The organism is Arthrobacter cavernae, assembly GCF_017368795.1.
GTDB lineage: Bacteria > Actinomycetota > Actinomycetes > Actinomycetales > Micrococcaceae > Arthrobacter > Arthrobacter cavernae.
Map to the genome: position 1 here is coordinate 79,284 of NZ_JAFNLL010000026.1, position 17,060 is coordinate 96,343.

Annotated in this window: 16 protein-coding genes; 5 read left to right on the forward strand and 11 right to left on the reverse strand. The window is 66.1% G+C overall.

Translation table 11 applies throughout. The annotated features are described in order from the left end of the window. Positions 1–97: 97 nt before the first annotated feature. Genes J1902_RS11745 through J1902_RS11760 form a run of 4 tightly spaced genes read right to left on the reverse strand, consistent with a single transcriptional unit; the run spans position 98 to position 4,080 of the window. Positions 98–829, reverse strand: a complete 732-nt coding sequence (locus J1902_RS11745) for an amino acid ABC transporter ATP-binding protein (protein WP_207616436.1) — start codon at positions 827–829, stop codon at positions 98–100. Then, positions 829–2,340 (reverse strand): ABC transporter substrate-binding protein/permease, encoded by a 1,512-nt coding sequence (locus tag J1902_RS11750; protein WP_207616437.1) that lies wholly within the window; start codon positions 2,338–2,340, stop codon positions 829–831. The genes J1902_RS11745 and J1902_RS11750 overlap by 1 nt, the downstream gene beginning before the upstream one ends. Positions 2,341–2,377: 37 nt before the next feature. After that, positions 2,378–3,328 (reverse strand): formimidoylglutamase, encoded by a 951-nt coding sequence (gene hutG, locus J1902_RS11755; RefSeq protein ID WP_207616438.1) that lies wholly within the window; start codon positions 3,326–3,328, stop codon positions 2,378–2,380. Beyond that, entirely contained in the window at positions 3,325–4,080 is a 756-nt protein-coding gene (locus tag J1902_RS11760) for an IclR family transcriptional regulator (protein WP_207616439.1), read from the reverse strand. The genes hutG and J1902_RS11760 overlap by 4 nt, the downstream gene beginning before the upstream one ends. 199 nt (positions 4,081–4,279) lie before the next feature. Between J1902_RS11760 and J1902_RS11765 the strand changes: the two genes are divergently transcribed. Together J1902_RS11765 and J1902_RS11770 are read left to right on the forward strand one after the other, a co-directional pair. Further along, the gene (locus J1902_RS11765; protein WP_207616440.1) at positions 4,280–4,591 is read left to right on the forward strand and encodes an MmcQ/YjbR family DNA-binding protein; all 312 of its coding nucleotides are present in this window, start codon (positions 4,280–4,282) and stop codon (positions 4,589–4,591) included. A 485-nt stretch (positions 4,592–5,076) separates the two neighbouring features. Then, the gene (locus tag J1902_RS11770; protein ID WP_207616441.1) at positions 5,077–5,388 is read left to right on the forward strand and encodes a hypothetical protein; all 312 of its coding nucleotides are present in this window, start codon (positions 5,077–5,079) and stop codon (positions 5,386–5,388) included. An 89-nt stretch (positions 5,389–5,477) separates the two neighbouring features. On the opposite strand, the gene J1902_RS11775 is transcribed toward J1902_RS11770, so the two are convergent. Genes J1902_RS11775 through J1902_RS11790 form a run of 4 tightly spaced genes read right to left on the reverse strand, consistent with a single transcriptional unit; the run spans position 5,478 to position 10,598 of the window. Further along, positions 5,478–6,308, reverse strand: a complete 831-nt coding sequence (locus tag J1902_RS11775; protein ID WP_207616470.1) for a bifunctional allantoicase/(S)-ureidoglycine aminohydrolase — start codon at positions 6,306–6,308, stop codon at positions 5,478–5,480. A 10-nt stretch (positions 6,309–6,318) separates the two neighbouring features. Beyond that, entirely contained in the window at positions 6,319–7,587 is a 1,269-nt protein-coding gene (locus J1902_RS11780; RefSeq protein ID WP_207616442.1) for a DUF6986 family protein, read from the reverse strand. 1 nt (position 7,588) lies between these two features. Further along, positions 7,589–9,187, reverse strand: a complete 1,599-nt coding sequence (aceB, locus tag J1902_RS11785; protein WP_207616443.1) for a malate synthase A — start codon at positions 9,185–9,187, stop codon at positions 7,589–7,591. Positions 9,188–9,203: 16 nt separating this feature from the next. Then, entirely contained in the window at positions 9,204–10,598 is a 1,395-nt protein-coding gene (locus J1902_RS11790) for an NAD-dependent malic enzyme (protein ID WP_207616444.1), read from the reverse strand. Positions 10,599–10,817: 219 nt separating this feature from the next. Here J1902_RS11790 and J1902_RS11795 point away from each other — a divergent pair, with 219 nt between their 5' ends. Further along, a complete protein-coding gene (locus J1902_RS11795; RefSeq protein WP_207616445.1) occupies positions 10,818–11,573 on the forward strand; it encodes an IclR family transcriptional regulator in 756 nt (251 codons plus the stop codon). 203 nt (positions 11,574–11,776) lie between these two features. Here J1902_RS11795 and J1902_RS11800 read toward each other — a convergent pair whose 3' ends face one another. The 3 genes from J1902_RS11800 to pucL all read right to left on the reverse strand — a co-directional run bounded on the left by J1902_RS11800 (position 11,777) and on the right by pucL (position 15,274). Next, positions 11,777–12,598, reverse strand: coding sequence for a MurR/RpiR family transcriptional regulator (locus tag J1902_RS11800; RefSeq protein ID WP_207616446.1), 822 nt, complete (start codon positions 12,596–12,598; stop codon positions 11,777–11,779). Between the two features lie 104 nt (positions 12,599–12,702). Next, complete coding sequence (locus tag J1902_RS11805) at positions 12,703–14,199, reverse strand: nucleobase:cation symporter-2 family protein (protein ID WP_207616447.1); 1,497 nt, start codon at positions 14,197–14,199, stop codon at positions 12,703–12,705. 160 nt (positions 14,200–14,359) lie between these two features. Beyond that, positions 14,360–15,274, reverse strand: coding sequence for a factor-independent urate hydroxylase (pucL, locus tag J1902_RS11810; protein WP_207616448.1), 915 nt, complete (start codon positions 15,272–15,274; stop codon positions 14,360–14,362). A gap of 370 nt (positions 15,275–15,644) precedes the next feature. Here pucL and J1902_RS11815 point away from each other — a divergent pair, with 370 nt between their 5' ends. Together J1902_RS11815 and J1902_RS11820 are read left to right on the forward strand one after the other, a co-directional pair. Further along, complete coding sequence (locus J1902_RS11815; RefSeq protein ID WP_207616449.1) at positions 15,645–15,821, forward strand: hypothetical protein; 177 nt, start codon at positions 15,645–15,647, stop codon at positions 15,819–15,821. A gap of 275 nt (positions 15,822–16,096) precedes the next feature. Further along, positions 16,097–17,011 (forward strand): type IV toxin-antitoxin system AbiEi family antitoxin domain-containing protein, encoded by a 915-nt coding sequence (locus tag J1902_RS11820; RefSeq protein ID WP_207616450.1) that lies wholly within the window; start codon positions 16,097–16,099, stop codon positions 17,009–17,011. Positions 17,012–17,060 lie beyond the last annotated feature (49 nt).

The window sequence follows — 17,060 nt, forward strand, 5'->3', positions numbered from 1 at the left end:
GCGAGGAGGCCCCAAGGGCATGACAAAGGGCGGTGGCACCGGGAATCCGGTGCCACCGCCCTTCATTTTTGGGGGGTGTGGAGGGTGGTTGCGGGGCCTACAGGACCTTTTCGAGGAACGAGCGGATGCGCGGGTTCGTGTTCGCTTCGGAGAAGAACTCTTCCGGCGGGAGGTCGGCGGCGATCTTCCCGCCGTCGATGAACACCACCCGGTCGGCCACCTTGCGGGCAAAGCCCATCTCGTGGGTGACCACCACCATGGTCATGCCGTCGGCAGCAAGGCCGGCCATGACGTCCAGGACATCATGGACCACTTCGGGGTCCAGGGCGCTGGTGGGCTCGTCGAACAGCATCACCTTGGGGTTCATGGCCACGGCCCGGGCAATGGCGATGCGCTGCTTCTGGCCGCCGGAAAGCCGGTTGGGGTAGACGTGCGCCCGGTGGGTCATGTTGACCTTCTCGAGCAGTTCCATGGCCCGGGCCTCGGCATCCTTCTTGCTGAGCTTCAGGACGTCCATCTGCGGAAGCATGATGTTCTTCAGTGCCGTCATGTTGGGGAACAGGTTGAACTGCTGGAACACCATGCCCATGCGGGAACGGAGGCGGTCCAGGTCAACCTTCGGTGCCAGGAGGTCCTCGCCGTCGAACACCACGTGGCCGGAGCTGGGCGTCTCGAGGAGGTTCAGGCAGCGCAGGAAGGTGGACTTGCCGCCGCCGCTGGGGCCGATGACGGCGACAACTTCGCCGGGCTCGATGGTGAAGTCGATGCCCTTGAGCACGTGGTGGTCACCGTAGGACTTGGTGATCTCTTTCGTTTCCAGGAGTGCCATTAGATGTAAACCGCCATCTTCTTCTCGATTGCGTTTGCGGCCATGCCGATGATGTTGGTGAGGATGTAGTACACCAGGCCGATGAAGACGTACACGGTCAGTGCATCGAAGGTGCGGGAAATGATGGTCTGGCCCACCAGGAACAGTTCGCTGATGGTCACGAAGGACACCAGCGCGGAGTTCTTGGTTAGGGAGACGAACTCGTTGCCGAGCGGCGGGAGCATACGCAGGAAGGCCTGCGGGATGATCACGTGACGCAGCGCCGAGGCGGAGCTCATGCCGCAGGAACGGGCGGCTTCCATCTGGCCCTTGTCCACGGACTGGATGGCGCCGCGGACGATTTCGGTGACGTAGGAGCCGCTGTAGAGGCCCAGCGCCAGGATGCCGGCCACCATCGGCGAGAGCTGCAGGCCCAGCTGCGGCAGCGCGAAGTAGATGAAGAACAGCTGCACGATGAACGGTGTACCGCGGACCACGGACACGTACACGTTTCCGATCCAGCGGATGGGCCGGAGGTGGGAAAGCCTGGCGAAGCCGCCCAGCATGCCGAACAGCAGGCTCAGGGCCAGCGAAAGGGCGATGATCTGCAGCGTGGTTCCCAGGCCCTGCATGAGCGGGCCCCAGGAGTTGGTGATCGAGGAGATGTTGAAGATGCCGCGTTCCTTGGCGGGACCGGTAGCCGTGCTGCTTTCGTCGCCGAACCACTTGGCGGAGGCCTTGGTGAAGTCGCCGGAGGACTGCATATCCTTCAGCGCCGCGTTGAACGCCTCGCGGATGTCCGAGTCGCCCTTCTGGAACGCGAAACCGTAGTTCTCGTTGGTCAGGCGCTCGCCGACCTGCTTCAGTCCGCCCTGCTCGTGGATGAAGTACCGGCCGCCGGGCTGCCCGGTGACCACGGCGTCGGCCTGGCCGAGCTTGACCGAGGAGAACATCTGGTCGTTGGTCTGGACCTGCACCAGCTCGGCCTGGGGCTGGTTCTGGCGTAGCCACTCGACGGACTTGGTGCCCACCTGCACGGCAACCTTCTTGCCGGCGAGGTCGGCCAGCGACTTCACAGTGTCATTGGCCGTGGAAACGAACATGCCCAGGCCGCCGGGGTAGTAGATCTCGGAGAAGTCCACTACCTTGGCGCGCTCGGCGCTGATGTAGATGGCGGAAGCGCCGACGTCGATCTGGTTTGCCTGCAGTGCCGGGACGATGTTGCCGAACGGCATCTGGACGAACTCGACGTTCTTGATGCCGGCCTTGGCGGCGAGATCCTTCACGACGTCGATGTCGAAGCCGATCTTGGTGCCGTTGGCATCGGTGAATTCAAACGGCGGGAAGGAGGCGTCGGTGCCGACCTTGAGCGTGGTCTTGCCGGCGCGGAGGTCTGCCATCTTGCCGGCCGACGGGGTAGGTGTGGCCGGGGTGGTCTCGGCGTGGGCTGCCGGTGCGGCCAGCCCGAGTAACGCGGCCAGAAGGGCTGCCGTCGTGGCAGCCCATCCGAAACGCGAGAATCGGTTCTTCATGTGTGCTCGTTTCTGGGGAGGGGAGGCGGTGAGCCGGCTACGCATGCCGGTTCCCGGTTCGTTCGGTGGCGATCGTGTGGATGAGGCGTGCAGCCGCGCGCGCCGTGCGGGAGTCGTCGTCGAACCTGGGGTTCAGTTCGACGACGTCGACGACGGCGAGCTTGGGGGAGCGGGCCAACTGGCGGCACACGTCCAGCACGACGGAGAGGGGAACCCCGTACGACGCCGGTGCGCTGACACCGGGGGCGACGTAGGCGGGGAGGACGTCGAGGTCGATTGTCAGGTACACGACGTCCACGGAATCGATGAAGTCCTGCGTGAACTGCCGGACCTGCTCGGTCCTGGACTCGGTGCATTCCTCGTCCAGAAGGTACTTGACGCCAAGATCACGCGCAGTCTGGAACAGGGCCTCGGTGTTGCCGGGCTGGCTGATGCCGAGCACCGTGTAGCTGAACCCGTGTCCCAGGGCGCGCTCGGCCTCGGCCACCTGCCGGAACGGGGTGCCCGAGGACGGGATTGCCTCGGGGCGCAGGTCGAAGTGTGCGTCCAGGTTGATGATGCCGATGCGGCGTCCATCGCTGAGCCGGCTGGCGCGGAGGCCCGTGTAGGTGCCGAAGGCGGTTTCGTGGCCGCCGCCCAGGATGACGGGCAGGTGGCCCGCGTCCAGGGCCTGGCGGACGGCCGCGCCGAGGCGCTCCTGGCCGTCCTCGAGGTTTCCGTCCTCAACGCTGGTGTCGCCAAGGTCGTGGACCAGAAGTTCCGCCGGCGCCGCCATGGGGGCGAGTGCCGAGCGGATGCTTGCGGGGCCGTCGACGGCGCCGACGCGGCCTTTGTTGCGGCGGACGCCTTCATCGCTGCGGAATCCCAGGATGGCGATCCCCGTGGTGCCGGCCTGGGCCGTGTTCACTGCGTGGTGCCAGCGCCGGTGTTCGGCGCCGGGGCCGTCGTCTCGACCTGTCCAGAGGTGCTGGATGGTGGGGTTGGTCATCGGGTTCCTTCTCCATGCCCGAGCGCCAGTGCGGCGTCGCGGGTGCTTGCTATGAGTTGCTTTTCGCGCCGGACCGCCCGGTCTGCCGGAGCCATGGTGCTCACGGCACCCAAGAGCTGGCCGCCGTCGTCGAACACGGGGAAGCTGACGCCCCAAACGCCCGCATCCACCGCCCCGTAGCTGAGTCCAAAGCCCCGGCCTTGGACGATCTGCAGCTCGTGGTTCAAGTTGTCCGCGTCCGCCTCGCTCAGTCCGAATTCCGCCACGATCCTGCTCTGCTCCCGGGGGTCCAGGTGCGCGAGCAGGGCCAGGGCGCTGGCGCCCTTGAGTAGGGGGAGCGAGCGGCCCGGGGAGTAACTGCAGCGAAGCATCTGGGGACCTTCGATGGCGTCCACGCACAGGGCTTCCGAACCACGGACCACCAGGTAGGCGGCCAGTTCCTGGGTTTCATCCGAGAGCAGCTGGAGTTGCTCCGAGATGCGGCCCTTGACCATGGCTTCCTGGTGGAAGTTGGCGGCGAGGCGCAGGGTTTCCGGGCCGGCGCTGTACTGGCCGCGGCGCCTGGTCTGCGCCACGAGTCCGGACTGCACCAGTAGTGCCAGGTGCCGGTACACGGCGCTGGCGGGGATGCCCGTCGTCTTGGTGATCTGGGCTGCCGTCAGGGTCCGGTGCCGCGCGAATTCGAGCAGGATGTCGACGAACCGCGAGGCGTTTCCTTCCGTTATCACGGAATGGTTCGGATCTGTAGGCATGACACTGAGGTTAGTGGCTGGAATCACAGACAGCACTAAGAAGTTCCCGCAATATGGGAATTTACTTTCCAGTCGGTGGGAAATGCGGTGGAAGGGTCCGACGACGGCCGCCGGGTGCCGCCGTCGGGAGGCGCGATTGCTGCAGGAGGTCGCTGCAGGAGGGCATTGCATGGCCGGGGCGCCGGTGCCACAGTGAACCATGGCCACAGAGGAAGATGTCCGCAGGATCTGCCGCGGGTTTCCCGGAGTCAGCGAACGGCCCAGTTGGGGCCAGCCCGCCTGGTTCGGCAAGACCCTCATGGCCCGGATGTGGGAAGAGGGCGTGCTCACCGTGAAGAGCGAGGAACGCGAGGCGCTCGCCGGCACAGCGCCGGGCACCTTCTTCTGGACCCCGCACCACGAGCACTCGCCCACGCTGGTGCTGGTACTCCTGGACCGGATCGACGTAGAAGAACTGGACGAGCTGCTGCAGGAGTCCTACCGCGTGGCCGGCGGCCCGGGCAGGTCCTGAGCGACCGGGCAGGTCCTGAGCGACCGGGGTTGGGCCCGGCCGCCGCGCCCCTTGCGATTCTGCTGGATCATCCGTGCCCCCTCCGGGGCGCGGCCCCGCAATCCCGGGCCTGAAGCTGATGCTCCTCGGAATGATCCAGCAGAATCGTCGCCCCGGCGGGGACGGGTACTACCGGCGCGGTGCTGCACGGCGTAGCTTGCGCCCAGCAGCGCGGCCTTGGTGAGGAACTCGGCCGGCAAAAGGCGGAACTCCGATCGACGTGAGTGCCGGAGGTTGCTGCACATATGCGGGCCTGTGAAGGTTTCTCGCTGCTCAGGAAGCGGCGCCGGCCTCCCTCGCCGCGGCCTCGATGCGGGCACGGTGCGTCGCCCATTCCTCGGAACTGCGCGGCGGAATATTGGCATCGCCCGGTTCCTGGCCCGCGGTGCCGTCGATGAGTTCCCTGGGGAACCGGACAGCGAGGGCAGGCGGCTATGCTGGCGCGCATGGGGGAACACAACACTCATGGGGAACATGCCACACCGAATCCCGCCCGCAGAGTCTCTGCCGCCGTCGTGCCCTTACTGGGCCTGGTAGCTGTGGTGGCGGGCTGCGTATTCGCGTGGAACAGCGCAACAAGCAACGTTGGCTGGTTCGCGTATGCGCCGCTCAGCAACGAGACCTTCACAGTGAACGGCGGGGCCTTCGTCAGCCAGGGAACGCAGACCGGCCTCATTGTCGCGGTCCTGGGCCTGCTGGTCCTGGCATTCTGGGCCGGGCACCGGATCGGCAGGCAGCGCTCTCGGCGAGGCCCTTAACGGCGAAACCGCGGGTGCGGCCCGGTTGCTGCGTTCTGGAACACAGCAACCGGGCCGCAGCCACGGTTTCGATCTAAAGGAGCCCCGGCTTAGCCCGGCAGCGGGGCACCAGTGAGGCGGACCTGGCGGTTCATGTCCTTGTAAAGCAGGTAGCGGAACTGGCCGGGGCCGCCGGCGTAGCAGGCCTGCGGGCAGAAGGCACGCAGCCACATGAAGTCGCCGGCCTCCACTTCGACCCAGTCGTTGTTGAGCAGGTACATGGCCTTGCCCTCGAGCACGTACAGGCCGTGCTCCATGACGTGGGTCTCCGGGAAGGGGATGACGCCGCCGGGCTGGAAGGTGACGATGTTCACCTGCATGTCGTGGGCCAGGTCGCTGGAGTCCGTAAAGCGGGTGGTCTTCCAGACGCCGTCGGTGTCAGGCATCGCGGTGGGCTCCACGTCCTTCTCGTTGGTGACGAAGGACTTGGCCTCGTAGCCCTCGAGGCGCTCGTAGGCCTTGCGGATCCAGTGGAAGGAGACGATGTCATCGGAGACGTTCTCCACGCCCCACTCCGAACCGGCGGCGAGGTAGGCGTAGCCGCCTTCCTCGAGCTGGTGCAGCTCGCCGTCGAGGGTCAGGTTGACCTTGCCCTTAGTGACGAAGATGACGCCTTCGACGCCGGCCTCGAACTCGGCCTTCGGGGCGCCACCGCCCGCGGCGATCTCGACGATCAGCTGCGAGAAGGTGGTGGCGAAGCCGGAGATCGGCCGGGCAATGATCCAGGAGCGGGTGTTCGTGAAGCCCGGCAGGTTGCTGGTGACGATGTCCGTCATCACACCCTTGGGGATGACCGTGTAGGCCTCCGTGACGATGGCCCGCTCCGTGGTGAGGTGCGTCTGCGGCGGCAGGCCACCCTGGGGGTAGTAGTAGTTGCCCATCATGGGATCCTTACTTCGAGGTGGATTGTGCCAGCCGCGGGTGCGCCAGTGCGGTCAGCTGGGAAAGTTCGACGCCGGCCAGCGCCTGGACCTCTTCGGTCCCGACGGCGCCGCACTGGACGCCGCGCAGGACGAAGGCTGCCAGGGCCCGGGCGGTGGCGGGTTCGTCCATGACCCCGCCTTCCGTGCGTTCGACGTAGTTGCGCAGGCGCAGTGCCGCTGCCGGCAGGCCCTCGCGGTAGAAGGCGTAGCTGGCGGCGTAGCGGCTGGGCAGCTGGGCTGCGTGCAGGTCCCAGCCCTGGTAGTAGCCGTTTTCCAGGGAGCGGCGGACCAGGCGGCCGTGCAGCTTCCAGGCATCCTCGACGGCGTCGCCCACGGGGATGATGTTGGTGGAACCGTCGGAGAGGCGGATGCCCGTTCCGGCGACGGCCAGCTGCATGACTTCCTTGGCGAAGTCGGCCACGGGGTGCTCCATGGACTGGTACTCGGCCGAGATCTGCAGCGAGGCGCTGTAGTCGTAGGTGCCGTAGTGCAGGGCGCTGATGCGGCCCGGGACGATGTGCGGCAGCCGGGCCAGCGGCGAGGTGCCGTCGGCGCCGAGGATCAGCTGCGGCGTTTCCACCTGGACCTCGAAGCGGAGCCGGCCGGCGGGAAGCCCGTGGACTTCCTCCAGCCGGGACACAGCGAAGTCCATGGCCTGGACCTGCGCCACGGTGGTGACCTTGGGCAGGGTCAGGACCAGCCCGGCCGGCAGCTCGCCGGCCTTGGCCAGCGTGGACACGAACAGGTCCAGCGTCCGCAGGCCGCGGGCACGGGTGGCGAGCTCGAAGCACTTGAAGCGGATGCCGATGAACGGCGGGGCGGTGCCGGCGGCAACTGCCGCGGCCACCTGCTTGGCGGCAGCAACGGCGTCGGCGTCTTCTGCCTCGTCGCCGCGGTCGCCGTAGCCGTCCTCAAAGTCCAGGCGCAGGTCCTCGATCGGCTCGCTGGCGAGCTTCGCGGCAACCCGCTCCGCGACGGCGGACGCGAGCTCGCTGTCCTGGCCGAGCAGGGAACCCAGTCGGGCCAGCCCGCCGTGGGCTTCCGCCGCCGCGAGCGCCTGGGCGCCCCATTCGGCTGCGAGCTGCGGCGTGAAGCGGTCGGCCGGCACGTAGACGGTGTGGATGGGCTGGCGGCTGCCGTCGTCGCCGGGGTAGCCCTGGTCAAGGAGCTGGTCGGTTGCGGCCAGCTGTTCCTCGATCCGGGCGAGGTCGGAAGCGCTGAAGGACGATTCGCTCATCTCAGCCCACCAGTTCGTAGGCAGGCGTGGTGAGGAAGTCCGTGTAGTCCTCGGACAGGCAGATGTCCTCGACCAGCCTGGAGGCCGGCTCGTAGTAGGCCTTGAACTGCTCGTCGCCGAACTCGATGCGCAGGCGCTCGGTTTCCTCGCCCAGGATGCGGCTGACCAGCTCGCGGGTCACGGTGTTGCCCGTGTCCGCCAGGACCGACTTGTTGCGGATCTGCTGCCACACCTGCGAGCGGGAGATCTCCGCGGTGGCGGCGTCTTCCATCAGGTTGTGGATGGCCACGGCACCGCTGCCGGATAGCCACACCGCGGTGTAGGCGACGGCGACGTAGAGGTTCAGGCGCATGCCGGCCTCGGTGACGTCCCCGTCGGCGGAGGCGACGTCGATCAGCTGCTCGGCCGTGACGCTGACCTCGGGGCGCTGCTTGTCCAACTGGTTCGGGCGGTCGCCGAGCACGGAGTCGAACACTTCGCGGCACGTGGAGACGAGGTCCGGGTGGGCCACCCAGGAGCCGTCGAATCCGTCGTTGGCCTCGCGGGTCTTGTCGGAGCGGACCTTGTCGAAGGCCGCGGCCGTGACCTCGGGCTGCCTGCGGTTGGGGATGACGGCGGCCATGCCGCCCATGGCGAAGGCGCCGCGCTTGTGGCAGGTCTTGACCAGGAGCTCGGTGTAGGCGCGCATGAACGGTGCGGTCATGGCCACGGTGGCGCGGTCCGGCAGCACGAATTCCTCGCCGGCGTCGCGGAAGTACTTGATGATGCTGAAGAGGTAGTCCCAGCGCCCGGCGTTCAGGCCGGAGGCGTGGTCCCGCAGCTCGTAGAGGAACTCGTCCATTTCGAACGCGGCGGGGATGGTTTCGATCAGCATCGTGGCGCGGATGCTGCCCTGCGGGATGCCGAGGAAGTCCTGGGCGAACACGAAGATGTCGTTCCAGAGGCGGGCCTCGAGGTGGGACTCCATCTTGGGCAGGTAGTAGTACGGTCCGTGGCCGTTGAGCAGCAGCTGCTTGGCGGTGTGGAAGAAGTGCAGGCCGAAGTCCACCAGCGCACCCACGGCGGGGGCGCCGTCGATCAGCAGGTGGCGCTCTTCCATGTGCCAGCCGCGCGGGCGGGCCACCACGACGGCGAGCGGCGCGTCGGTGCGGAGCGTGTATTCCTTGCCCTCGGGCGAGGTGTACGCCAGGGTGCCGGTGGCGGCGTCGCGCAGGTTCAGGATGGCGTCGATGACGTTGGGCCACGTGGGCGTGCTGGCGTCCTCGAGGTCCGCCAGCCACACCTTGGCGCCGGAGTTCAGCGCGTTGATGGCCATTTTGGCCGGGGTGGCCGGGCCGGTCATCTCAACGCGGCGGTCCCGCAGCGCGGCGGGTGCCTCGGCGACCTTCCAGTCGCCGTCGCGGATTTCCTGGGTCTCCGGGAGGAAGTCCAGGCGGCTCGTCTTGGCAACGCCGTCGCGCTTGGCGGTGCGGGCCTCGAGCAGCTCGTTGCGGGTGCCGGCGAAGCGCCGGTGCAGCTCCTCCACGAAGGCCAGGGCTTTGGGGGTGAGGATCTCTTCGGCGCGGTCGACCGGCTGGCGGTCAGTGACAGTGATAGCCATGTTCGTAAGTCCTTTACTAGAGAGCGCGGGCGGCGTGCGCTGCGGCTGCCACTGCGGCGGCCACATCAGCGGCGACATGCGGATCGAAGACGCTGGGGATAATGTAGCTCGCGTTGAGCTCGTCGTCAGCTACCCGGCTGGCAATCGCCTCGGCAGCGGCCACCAGCATGTCCGGCGTGATGTCCGATGCCCCGGCGTCGAGCAGGCCGCGGAAGAAGCCCGGGAAGGCCAGGACGTTGTTGATCTGGTTCGGGAAGTCGCTGCGGCCCGTGGCCACGACGGCGGCGTGCTTGGAGGCGAGCACCGGGTCGATTTCCGGCGTCGGGTTGGCCATGGCGAAGACGATCGCGTTCTCGGCCATGGCGGCAACCTGCTCCTCGCCGATCACGTGCGGGGCGCTGACACCGATGAAGACGTCGGCACCGGCCATGGCTTCGTGCAGGGTGCCGGAGAAGCCTTCCTCGTTGGTGTTCTCGGCGATCCAGGAGCGGTGCTCGTCGTCGTACTGCTGGCCGGAGTGGATGGCACCCGAGCGGCCGGCGGCGACGATGTGCTGCGCGCCCTGGGCCTTGAGGAGCTGGATGATGGCCGAGCCGGCGGCGCCGACGCCCGAGACCACGATCTTGACCTCGGACAGCTTCTTGTCCACCACGCGCAGGGCGTTGACGAGGGCTGCCAGGGTGACGATCGCGGTGCCGTGCTGGTCGTCGTGGAAGACGGGGATGTCGAGTTCATCGCGCAGGCGCTTCTCAATTTCAAAGCAGCGCGGTGCTGCGATGTCCTCGAGGTTGATGCCGCCGTAGACCGGGGCCATGGCCTTGGCGATCATGATGATTTCCTCGGTGTCCTGGGTGTCCAGGCAGACCGGCCAGGCGTCAACGTTGGCGAACTGCTTGAACAGGGCGGCCTTGCCTTCCATGACGGGCAGGGCCGCGGCGGGGCCGATGTTGCCCAGGCCCAGGACGGCCGAACCGTCGGTGAGGACGGCGATGGTGTTGCGCTTGACGGTCAGGTTGCGGGCCGCTGCCGGGTCTTCCGCGATGGCGAGGCAGACGCGTGCGACGCCGGGCGTGTAGGCGCGGGAAAGGTCGTCGCGGTTGCGCAGGGCCACCTTGGGGACGACCTCGAGCTTGCCGCCGAGGTGCATGAGGAAGGTGCGGTCCGAGACGTGCTGGACCGTGACGCCGTCGAGCGCGTTCAGGGCGTCCTTGACGCGGGCGGCGTGGTCGTCGTCGGTGGTGTTGCAGGTGACGTCCACAACAAGGGTGTCGTGGTGGGATTCCTTGACGTCAAGCGCCGTGATGGCTGCGCCGACGGCGCCGACGGCGGCAGCGAGTTCACTCGTGGCGGTGAAGCTAGACGGCGCGGCAACGCGCAGGGTGATCGAGTTACCGGGGCTCGGGTTCGCCATTGAAATTCCTCCTCATGGGGTCCGTTCCCGGACCACCAGTCCAACTGAATGTTTTCGTATTATGGATATTATTATCTACAAAGTGGAAATACAACCCCCTGACGGTCATGTTTGGGGCGTCGCCTGCGGACCGGATGTGCTGTATCTTGGGTGTTCTAAGCAATTCTTTTCACGATGCGGATAAGAGTTGTCGGAATCTGAGTCATTGGAGACAAGGGAATGGCTGAAAAGGCCTCCGGGGGCGTGCAGTCCGTCGAGCGCGTCTTTGAACTGTTGGAACTCATCACGGATGCCGGCGGAGACGTCACGCTCAGTGAGCTGTCCTCCTCCACTGACCTGCCTCTGCCCACCATCCACCGACTCCTGCGCACCCTGGTCTCGCTCGGCTATATCCGCCAGCTGCCCAACCGCCGCTACGCGCTGGGCCCCCGGCTGATCCGGCTTGGCGAAGGCGCCAGCAAGCAGCTTGGTGCCGTGGCCCGCCCGCAGCTGAAGTCCCTGGTGGAACGGCTTGGCGAGACCTCCAACATGGCCGTGCTGGACTCGGACATGGTCATCTACGTGGCCCAGGTGCCGTCCATGCACTCCATGCGCATGTTCACCGAGGTCGGCCGCCGCGCCCACACGCACGACACCGGCGTGGGCAAGGCGATCCTGGCCCAGCTGGACGACGAGGTAGTCCGCGGCATCGTGGCCCGCACCGGCATGCCGACCCCCACGAACAAGAGCATCGGGGACATCGAGTCCCTCCTTGCCGACCTCAAGCTGATCCGCGAACGCGGCTACTCGATCGACGAGGAAGAACAGGAGCTCGGCGTGCGCTGCTTCGCCATGGCCGTGCCCAATGCCCCCACCCCCACCGCGATCTCGGTCTCCGGACCGATCACCCGCGTGGACAAGAGCTTCGCCGACCGTGCCGTGCCGCTGCTGCGCCAGGCCGCCCTGGCCATCTCGGCCGAGCTGAACCAGAACTGACCTTTTTCTCGTAGCGCGAACTGGCAGCTGTTGCTCCTTTGCCCATGGATATGGGGCAACAGCTGCCAGTTCGTCGGCTACGGCTACTCGGCGAGCGTTCCGTCGTTGACCTCGACATCGATCGGATCGAGGTTGATCATGGGGGAGCGGTTCTCCAGGTACCGGAAGACCACCAGGCCCAGGCCGCAGCCCATGAACCAGCTTCAGGACTCGAGCTCGCCCAGAGTGCCGAACATGGACGTCACTTCGCGGACCCTATCCCGGCCTTCCTTCGCACGGGCGGCCAGGACGCCGTCGGCCAGCACGCTCATGAGGCTCATGGCGGCAGCGTAGCTGTCGAACGCGCCGATGTTATCCACGGGGCACTCGATCCACGTCCCGGCTTCCGCGGCGAGCCAGCGTGCGCTCGGATCGCCGATCAGGACAGTACCGGCACCTGTTGCGGAAGCGGCCTGGAGGATGCTGCGGAAAGCGGCCGGGCGGCGTCGGAAACCGATCAGTACGACGACGTCGCTCCCGCCCAGTCCCGCGAGCTCCTCGCCCACGCTTTGCCCCGGCTGCGGGGCCAGGTTCACGGATCCCCGGCACTGCAGGAGCTGTTGCCGCAGGTGAAGGGCCACCGGGAAACTGTTGCGGAAGCCGATCAGGAGGACCCGCTCCGCCGTGGCCAGTTGCCCGGTGATGGACTGCAGCCGTGATTCGTCGAGGTTCTCGAACAGGCGCTGCAGGCTCTGCTGCTCCAGCGCGAGGTGCAGCGGCAGCCCGCCGTCGGCGTCCTGGGCGGCGAGCGGCACGCCGCTGGACCGCAGTGCGCGGGTGTGTTCCTTGACCTCGTTGAAATCGGCGAAGCCCAGACGCCGGAAGAGCCGGCTCATGGTGGCCTTTGAGACACCGCTGAGCTGGGCAAGTTCCGCGGCATTGTACACGGCGAGGTCGCCCAGCCGGTCCAGCAGGGTATCCGCGGCCTTCTGTTCCTGCGGGCCCAGTTCCGGATAGTGGCGTTCGATTCGCTCGTCGATCCTCATGAAACAACCGTCTCACGAGCCGCCGTCGGGGGCTAAACCACTGCGCGGGCGGACACTTAAGGCCCCGAATCCGCAGATCCAGGGCCTCACGTGTCCGCCTGCGTTTAGTGGTCCGCGGCGCTGGAGGACTTGAGCGGCACTTCCTTGCCGTCGGCGTCGATCAGCTTGCCGTTCTCGAAGCGGTCGCCGTCGGCCAGGCAGGCGATGTCCTGCTCGCTGACCACGCGGCCGGTGCCGGCCACGAACACCGACTGGTTGTCCGAGTTGCCCGCCTTGAGGTGGTTGAAGAGAAGGTTCAGGAGGATCGCCATGATGGCGGCCGAGCTGATGCCCGAGTGGAAGATCGTGCCGAACCAGGACGGGAACTGATCGTAGAACTTCGGGGCGGCAATCGGGATCATGCCGAAGCCGAGGGACGCCGCCACCACCACCAGGTTCATGTTGTTCTTGTATTCCACTTTGGCGAGCGTCCGGATGCCGCTGGCGGCCACCGTTCCGAAGAGCACGACGCCGGCGCCGCCCAGGACGGGCGTCGGCACCGCTGCGACCACCCGGCCCAGGATGGGCAGCAGGCCGAGGACCACCAGGATGAGCCCGCCGGCGCTGACCACGAAGCGGCTCTTGATGCCGGTGATGGCCACGAGGCCCACGTTCTGGGCGAAGGCGCTCTGGGTGAAGGAGTTGAACAGCGGGGAGATCGCGCTGGAGAGCATGTCCGCGCGGAGACCGTCGCCGATGCGGCGGGAATCCACCTTGGTGTCCACGATCTCGCCGACGGCAATGATGTCCGCCGAGGTCTCCGTGAGTGTCACCAGGATGACGATCAGCATCGAAATGATGGCCGCGATCTCGAAGGTGGGCGCGCCGAAGGCGAACGGCGTGGGGAAGGCCACGATGTCCCCCTGGCCCACCTTGGAGAAGTCTGCCATGCCCGTGACCACGGCGATGACCGTGCCGATCACCATGGCCAGCAGGATGGACAGGCGCGAGATGGCGGCGTTGCCGAGCTTGCTGAGGAGCAGGACCACGCCCATGGTGGCCGCGGCGAGTCCGATGTTAGCGATGCTGCCGTAGTTCTCGGCCTTGGCGTTGCCGCCCATGGCCCAGTTGGCGGCGACGGGCATGAGCGTCAGGCCGATCGTGGTGATGACCGTGCCCGTGACCACCGGCGGGAAGAACCTGATGATCTTGGAGAAGAGCGGCGTGATGGCCAGGCCGATCAGGGACGCCACAATGACCGATCCGAAGACGGCCTGGATTCCCCCTCCGCCGTTCACGATCGCCACCATGGTGGAGACGCCGGCGAAGGACACGCCCTGGACCAGGGGCAGCTGGGAACCGAAGAACGGGATGCCGATGGTCTGCAGCATGGTCGCGAGGCCGCCGACGAACAGGCAGGCGGCGATCAGCAGGCCGATGTCCTGCGAGGACATTCCGGCGGCCGCTCCGATGATGAGCGGCGGGGCAATGATGCCCCCGTACATTGTCAGGACGTGCTGGAAGCCGTAGGCGAACGTGCTTCCGATGGAGAGGCGCTTGTCCTCGGGGCGGGCTTCCGCGGATCTAATCGACGCGGGGCGTGGATTCTTCTTGCTGTTCATGGCAGACCTTCTGGTTCATGGCAGACGCCTTCGTCTGGCTAACAATGTCTGGCTAACAATTCGAGATTTTGGGGTGCGCAGAGTTTATGTACAGTTGTTGCCCCCAAGCGGCGTGCTTAGGGGCGCGAACTGTACATAAACTCCGCGGGAACCTGAGGGCTTAGCAGAAGCCGGCGATGCCGTTCCAGGCGGCAGGGGCCGAGCCTGAGTTTTCGCGCTGCACAGTGGCCTCGATCAGGCCGTAGGGGCGGTCCGCGGCGAAGAAGACCTCGTTGGGGTTGTCGAGCCCGAACGGGGAGAGGTCAACCAGGAAGTGGTGCTTGTTGGGCATCGAGAACCTGATTTCGTCCACTTCACCGTGTGCCTCGAGGACCTTCTTGCCCATGTCGAAGAGGGTCTGCTGCAGGGCGTAGGAGTAGTTTTCGGTGAAGCCCTCCAGGAGCAGGGCCTTGATGTCCTCGTAGCTCTTGTTGAAGTCCGTGGCTGCCAGGTCCAGGCCCGTGCTGTAGCGCCAGCGGGCGGAGACGTCCGTGGCCAGGATGCGGTCCGTGGTCTCGGGGAGGGTGGTGTACTTGTCCCGCGGGTAGCCGACAAAGCCGGACTGCGTGGTCTTCAGGACCGTCAGGTCCTTGAGGCCGGAGACCAGGTGCGTCGTGTTGCCGTCACGGACCACGACGGCGGTGCGGACTTCCTGGCCGTTGCGGACAAAGCTGTGGTCGTGTCCGGCGCCGTGGGCCTGGATGCGGTCCCAGCTGTAGGACTCGGCCTCCCAGCGCCCGCCGGTCACCCACTCGAAGCCCGAGGTGAAGTGTTCGCTGAGGCGCAGCAGGAAGGCCTCGGGGGAGCCTACGCCTTCACGGGCGAACGCGTAGATGGTGTTCTTCTGGGTGTCGGTGGCGACGACGTGGGCGTTGTCGCCCTGCAGGTGCGCAGCCTGGAAGTCGCCGCGCAGCTGCGAGGTGACGTTCAGGTCTTCGATCTGGTGGCGGTCGGTGTCGCGGGTGACTTTGACGACGCGGACTTCTGCCTTGCCGTACTGGTTGTCACCGAGGATGATCTTGTTGCTCATGGTCATATCCCAACTTCTGCGAGGTGGAACCCTAAGGTCCACCAATGAAATTAAGCGCGTGCTTCCCACGCGTTTCTGGTGGAGCCGACCCAACAAAAAAGAGCCGGCATCCATTGATGCCAGCTCATTACGACCCTGCCTGCTGCTCCCAGGTTACGTGGCCTGCGCCACGAATTGATGAAAGCGTAGCCCACACCCGCCAGTGGTGTACATCACTTCCCGGGAATCGTTATGTACTTTTCGATTGTGACCGGCCCCGGCAGCTGCTGCCGGCGAGGTCTTGACGCCTGCTCCCACCCGGCCGTAGAGTTTCCACATAACAATAAAAGTTTTCCGAAGTGCGGAAAATCCAAGCAATATGAATGAGGAGGAACAGATGGACTCGAAGGATAAGAACAACGTCGTGGAATTCCCGGCCCCGGGCCAGGAGCTGTACCTGCCGTTCGGTGCCACGGACCCCGACTTCTACATTCCGGCCGACTGTGACCGCAAGAGCAGTGGGTTCTCCCGCTGGCTCCGCGCGTTCCCGGTGTTCGGCCGGCAGCGTCCCTAGGGTTCCTGCCTCGACGGACGCGGCCTCTGCGCAACAGAGCCAAATGGGCGGGCGGCACCTGGGGAGGTGCCGCCCGCTTTTTTGTGCCTACTTTTTCGTGCCCGGGTGCGACCCGGACCGCCCGCCGTTTCGATGGTTCCCTGCCCGCCAGGTGCTTCGAACCACCGTGCGCACAGGGAACCACCGATCCGGAGTTCTCCACATAGGACGATTGCGGCCTGTCATGGGCCGATTGGCCGTTGGAGGCTTGTCCCATGGCGAAATTGGCGCGTGACATGCTTCCGAGTGGAATGGACCTGTGGCGGACCTGTGAGCTGCTCGAGTCCGGGTTCAACTCCCGGAACATAGCCTCCCTGGTGCAGGCTGGCGACTTGGTACGGCTCCGCCATGGGTGCTATATCCACGGCAGCACGTGGGCGGCCCAAAAGCCATGGGTGCGCAGCCGGCAGCTGATCGCAGCGCACGCCCACGGAACGCTGACGACGTCGGGCGGCGGCTTCGTCTACAGCCACACCTCGGCGGCGCGACTCTACGGACTGTTCCTGTGGGACGTTGACGATCGTGTGCACATCACCCAGGAGTCGGCTCCTTCACGCACCTCCCACGGTCGCGACGTCGTGCCCCACACGCGCGCTCTGCGGACAGGGGACGTTGTCTTCGTGGACGGGATGCCCTGCACTGGCTTGGAGCGCACCGTGGTGGACTGCTGCCTGATGCTCAACTACAGGCAATCCTTGGTGCTCATGGACCATGCACTCAGGAAGGGTGCTGATCCGGGCAAGATCCGTCAGATGAGTGCTTCGTTGGCCGGGCGGAACGGGGTGATCGCGTTGCGCCGGGCCCTGGAGAATGCCGATGCCCGTTCGGAGTCTCCCGGTGAGACGCTGACGCGGGAGCTCATTCACCGGCTCCGCATTGAACCTCCTGAGCCCCAGGTGGTCGCATGGTCGGCAGAAGGCCAACACCGGCTCGACTTCGCTTGGCGGACGAAGACAGTGGCCTTGGAATTCGACGGCAAGGTGAAGTACTTCGACTACGAGCCCACGGAAGAGGTCATTTACAAGGAACGGCAGCGTGAAAAGGCCCTTACCGAGGAAGGCTGGACGTTCATCAGGGTCAAGTGGCAGCACCTGTTCCAGGAGCACGACTTCAAAATGCGCGTCCTCAGGACTCTCGGCAAAGCGGGCTAGGGTCCGTTTCGATGGTTCCCTGCGCATCCGGTGATTCGAATCATCGGCT

What these genes read in the sequence shown, in the direction of transcription:
- J1902_RS11805 (WP_207616447.1), bottom strand. Translation starts at nt 14,199, where the DNA reads ATGAACAGCAAGAAGAATCCACGCCCCGCGTCGATTAGATCCGCGGAA.
- J1902_RS11800 (WP_207616446.1), bottom strand. Translation starts at nt 12,598, where the DNA reads ATGAGGATCGACGAGCGAATCGAACGCCACTATCCGGAACTGGGCCCG.
- J1902_RS11760 (WP_207616439.1), bottom strand. Translation starts at nt 4,080, where the DNA reads ATGCCTACAGATCCGAACCATTCCGTGATAACGGAAGGAAACGCCTCG.
- pucL (WP_207616448.1), bottom strand. Translation starts at nt 15,274, where the DNA reads ATGACCATGAGCAACAAGATCATCCTCGGTGACAACCAGTACGGCAAG.
- J1902_RS11745 (WP_207616436.1), bottom strand. Translation starts at nt 829, where the DNA reads ATGGCACTCCTGGAAACGAAAGAGATCACCAAGTCCTACGGTGACCAC.
- J1902_RS11750 (WP_207616437.1), bottom strand. Translation starts at nt 2,340, where the DNA reads ATGAAGAACCGATTCTCGCGTTTCGGATGGGCTGCCACGACGGCAGCC.
- aceB (WP_207616443.1), bottom strand. Translation starts at nt 9,187, where the DNA reads ATGGCTATCACTGTCACTGACCGCCAGCCGGTCGACCGCGCCGAAGAG.
- J1902_RS11815 (WP_207616449.1), top strand. Translation starts at nt 15,645, where the DNA reads ATGGACTCGAAGGATAAGAACAACGTCGTGGAATTCCCGGCCCCGGGC.
- J1902_RS11790 (WP_207616444.1), bottom strand. Translation starts at nt 10,598, where the DNA reads ATGGCGAACCCGAGCCCCGGTAACTCGATCACCCTGCGCGTTGCCGCG.
- hutG (WP_207616438.1), bottom strand. Translation starts at nt 3,328, where the DNA reads ATGACCAACCCCACCATCCAGCACCTCTGGACAGGTCGAGACGACGGC.
- J1902_RS11770 (WP_207616441.1), top strand. Translation starts at nt 5,077, where the DNA reads ATGGGGGAACACAACACTCATGGGGAACATGCCACACCGAATCCCGCC.
- J1902_RS11765 (WP_207616440.1), top strand. Translation starts at nt 4,280, where the DNA reads ATGGCCACAGAGGAAGATGTCCGCAGGATCTGCCGCGGGTTTCCCGGA.
- J1902_RS11820 (WP_207616450.1), top strand. Translation starts at nt 16,097, where the DNA reads ATGCTTCCGAGTGGAATGGACCTGTGGCGGACCTGTGAGCTGCTCGAG.
- J1902_RS11775 (WP_207616470.1), bottom strand. Translation starts at nt 6,308, where the DNA reads ATGGGCAACTACTACTACCCCCAGGGTGGCCTGCCGCCGCAGACGCAC.
- J1902_RS11780 (WP_207616442.1), bottom strand. Translation starts at nt 7,587, where the DNA reads ATGAGCGAATCGTCCTTCAGCGCTTCCGACCTCGCCCGGATCGAGGAA.
- J1902_RS11795 (WP_207616445.1), top strand. Translation starts at nt 10,818, where the DNA reads ATGGCTGAAAAGGCCTCCGGGGGCGTGCAGTCCGTCGAGCGCGTCTTT.